General features: G+C 40.5%; 3 protein-coding genes. All 3 read right to left on the bottom strand.

Translation table 11 applies throughout. The annotated features are described in order from the left end of the window. Positions 1-798, bottom strand: a 798-nt coding sequence (locus tag AB685_RS27725; RefSeq protein ID WP_047973828.1) for a methylmalonyl-CoA mutase family protein, incomplete at its 3' end; no start/stop codon positions are given. After that, on the bottom strand, positions 795-2,831 hold the full coding sequence (locus AB685_RS27720; protein ID WP_047973827.1) for a methylmalonyl-CoA mutase family protein: 2,037 nt from the start codon (positions 2,829-2,831) through the stop codon (positions 795-797). The genes AB685_RS27720 and AB685_RS27725, both read right to left, overlap by 4 nt. Before the next feature lie 52 nt (positions 2,832-2,883). Beyond that, on the bottom strand, positions 2,884-3,999 hold a 1,116-nt coding region (locus AB685_RS27715; RefSeq protein ID WP_047973826.1), incomplete at its 5' end, for an acyl-CoA carboxylase subunit beta.

The raw sequence follows: 3,999 nt of genomic DNA, 5'->3' as shown, positions 1-3,999 counted from the left end.
ATCCAGTCCTGCTTTCATTCCAGTTCTTACATACTCTAATCCATCTGCTAGTGTATAAGCGAGCTCAATGTCAGCTGTTGCACCTGCTTCTTGCATATGGTAGCCAGAGATACTAATACTGTTGAACTTAGGCATGTATTTAGACGTGTATTCAAAAATATCTGCTATCGCCTTCATTGATGCTTCAGGTGGATAAATATATGTGTTTCTTACCATGTACTCTTTTAAGATATCATTTTGAATCGTACCTGTTAATTGTTCTGGCTTCACACCTTGTTCTTCGGCCGCTACAATATAAAACGCTAAGATTGGTAATACTGCCCCATTCATTGTCATTGATACCGACATTTGGTCAAGTGGAATGCTATCAAATAGAATCTTCATATCTAGAATCGAGTCAACAGCAACACCTGCTTTTCCAACATCTCCCACAACTCGTTCATGATCAGAATCATATCCACGGTGAGTCGCTAAATCAAACGCAATCGATAAACCCTTCTGCCCTGCTGCAAGATTACGACGGTAAAACGCATTACTCTCTTCGGCTGTAGAGAACCCTGCATATTGACGCACTGTCCATGGTCTCGTTTTATACATAGCGGGATAAGGCCCCCGGAAGAAAGGTGCGATCCCTGCTACGTAGTTAAGGTGCTTCATTCCACTCGTGTCATTTTTCGTATAGGTTGATTGGATTGAGATTTTCTCCATTGTATCAATCGTAGGCTCTGGCTGATAACCTTCGCTTTGTGAGTGTTCAAATGCAGGAAACGTCATTTTATCAAAAGATGGTTTTGTCATTTTCCTGCCCTCCAATTCCATAAATTCATGAGTTGTTCATAATGGTTCGATTTCATATGGATATAATCAAAGACTCCAGATTCATGTAATTGTTCAGCTACCTCACCTTTTTGTTTACCTGCGACATAGATCCGAACCTCATCTAAATTGGCTTTCTTTAATTCTTTTATTAGGGAAGCACCTTCTTGGTGGACATCTTCATCTGTTCCACAAATGACGATTACATTTGAACACTCCATTTGTGCCTGATCACGCTCTAGAGCTTCAGCACTGATTGGAGAACCCACTTCAAAGCCCCCTGCCCTAAAGTAACCTGCAGCAAAATCAGCACGTGGTTTAAACTTAGCTAATGGTCCTAACCCTATTAAAGTTACCTCAGCACGTTTTCCTGTTTCTCTTTCAAATTGCTTGCTTAGATCCCTCATCTGTTCATACGGCATTGAAATACGTCTTCGGCTAAGCGGCTCTTTAATCGTTGTAGGTTCTGCATCATTTAACTTTGAGAGTAATTCATACATGCTTGTTAGTGAAAAACCATCACTAGAAACATGAATCCATTCATCAATTGATGTCGGTAAGACCTCCAATGTTTTCGATTCAGACTTTGTCTCTTCTACTCTCCACTCATCTGTTTGTTTATTTTCGTGAAGTAGCGTTTCATCAAGATTAGCGTATTGATTTACGCCAACGATCGTCTGCTTTCTTATTTCAACATCTTTTATACGAGCTTGCCATGTTTCATTAATCCAACTTTGAGGAATTCCTGCTGCTAACGCCGCACTCATGCCACCACTCGCTTCAAGATTTTGGAATTGACTCCATGCTTTTTGCGCTATTTCACTTGTTAAATGCTCAACATACCAAGCTCCACCGGCTGGATCTTGAGTGGMAGCTAGATGACTTTCCTCTAACAAGATTAAAGAGGTGTTTCTTGCAATTCGTCTTGAAAAAGCCGTAGATGGTTGAATCGGTTCATCAAACGGACTTACTTGAATACTATCAGCCCCCGCTATTGCTGCACTGAATGCCTCACTTGTACTACGCAGCATGTTGACATATGGGTCTAGCTTGGCTTTTGTGAATGAGGAAGTTCTCGCATGAATAACCATTTTTTGACCGGCTTCACTTGCACCGAACTCTTTCATAATGGCTGCCCACAACAATCTAGCACTTCGAATCTTTGCTATTTCCACAAATGATTGGCTTCCGATTGAAAATGAAAAGGCAATTGAGTTACCTGCATCGTCTGCAGAAAGACCCCGGTCCATCAGTTCAGACACGTATTCTACTCCTGTTGAGAGCACGCATGCCAACTCATCCGTCGCAGAAGCTCCCCCATCATGATAAGCCGCACTTTGAACTAAAATTGTACGTAAGCCACTTTGGTGATTCCCTACCCATAAAGTTGCTTCTGCTAAATCATCGTAAATAGTAGCTAGTGTACTAGGAAGTTCTCCTGTTTTCGCTAATTCAAAAAGGGGGTCTGCTGCAATGATTCCACTTATTTTCTTCTCTTCAACTGCAGAAATGACCATTGCTAACAAAGGCTTAAGCCATACACCTGTATATAAATGAACCGGGTATTTTTCTGTGTCTATACCTTCAAATATTGTTTTAAAATCCGTAACACCTTCAATCGACACTCCGCGATCATTTTCTTTCACATTATTTCCTTTTGCTTTTTCATTAGCGACAATATGTAGAACATCTTGACCTCTTTTAAGATCATGATGAGCTTGTTCGTTTAAAATGACTGGAGTCGCTCCACTTAATTCTTGACTCACTTTCCATTTAGTACGCTGTTGGGTTGTTCCACGCGTAAATGGAAACGCTCCAGGTTGCTCTTTAAGGGTCGGTAAATGATCAACATCCTTTTCTTGATACATTGGCTCTATCGCAATGCCTTCATAGAGATGTGTGACTAATCTTTTATCAAATGACCCACCTTTTAATGAGCGCTCTGCTACTTCTCGCCATTCTTCATATGTTGGTATCGGAAATTCACTGAATTTATCAAGGTCCTTATGCGTCATAGCGATAGGGAGCCTATAAAAGGCTCACCCACTCACTCCCTTCTTGTCCATTCTATAGTGGAATATTTCCGTGCTTTTTCTTAGGTAATTCTTTCTTCTTATTTCTCAACATATCTAATGCTTGAGCAAGACTCTTTCGTGTATCTCTTGGATCAATGACATCATCAACCATTCCATTTCTTGCAGCAACATAAGGGTTGGCAAAACGTTCACGATAGTCAGCAATTTTTGCCGCTCTCGTTGCTTYAGGATTATCGCTCTCGTTAATCTCTTTAGCAAAAATAATATTTGCAGCACCTTCTGGACCCATTACAGCTATTTCTGCATTTGGCCATGCATAGACAACATCTGCACCGATCGCTTTACTATTTAGAGCTACATAAGCTCCTCCAAACGCTTTTCTTAAAATGACAGTAATTTTAGGTACCGTTGCTTCAGAGTATGCATAGAGGATTTTCGCACCGTGTCGAATAATGCCACCATGCTCTTGTTGCACGCCCGGTATGAAACCGCTAACATCTTCAAATGTAATCAATGGAATGTTGTAACAGTCACAAAAACGAATGAAACGTGAACACTTATCGGATGAATCAATATCAAGTCCGCCTGCCATCATTTTAGGGTTGTTTGCAACGATTCCTACCGTTTCTCCTTCAATTCGAGCAAAACCACAAACGATATTTTTAGCAAATTTAGGTTGCACTTCTAAGAAATCTTCATCATCAACAATTTTCTCAATCACATGTCGTACATCGTATACTTTCGTGCCGTCTACTGGCACGATATCAATTAATTCTTCAATACGCTCATCTAGAGGCTTGGAATGCTTTGGCTTTTTTATTGGTGTTTTTTCACTATGATTCTGCGGTAGAAAGGCAATTAATTTTCTAACATCCTTAAGAACTTGTTCCTCAGAGGCTGCCGTGAAATGAGCATTTCCACTTACACTTGAATGTACTTTTGCTCCTCCAAGATTTTCACTGTTAATTTTAGCACCCGTTACACTTTCAATTACTTTTGGACCTGTAATAAACATTTGACTCGTCTTTTCAACCATGAATACAAAGTCAGTAATAGCTGGCGAATACACTGCCCCACCTGCACATGGTCCCATGATCACAGAGATTTGCGGTACAACTCCTGAATAAATCGCATTTCGGTAAAAGAT

The organism is Bacillus sp. LL01 (assembly GCF_001037965.1).
Note: the sequence above shows the minus strand (reverse complement) of the source record. Positions and strands in the feature narration are given on the sequence as shown.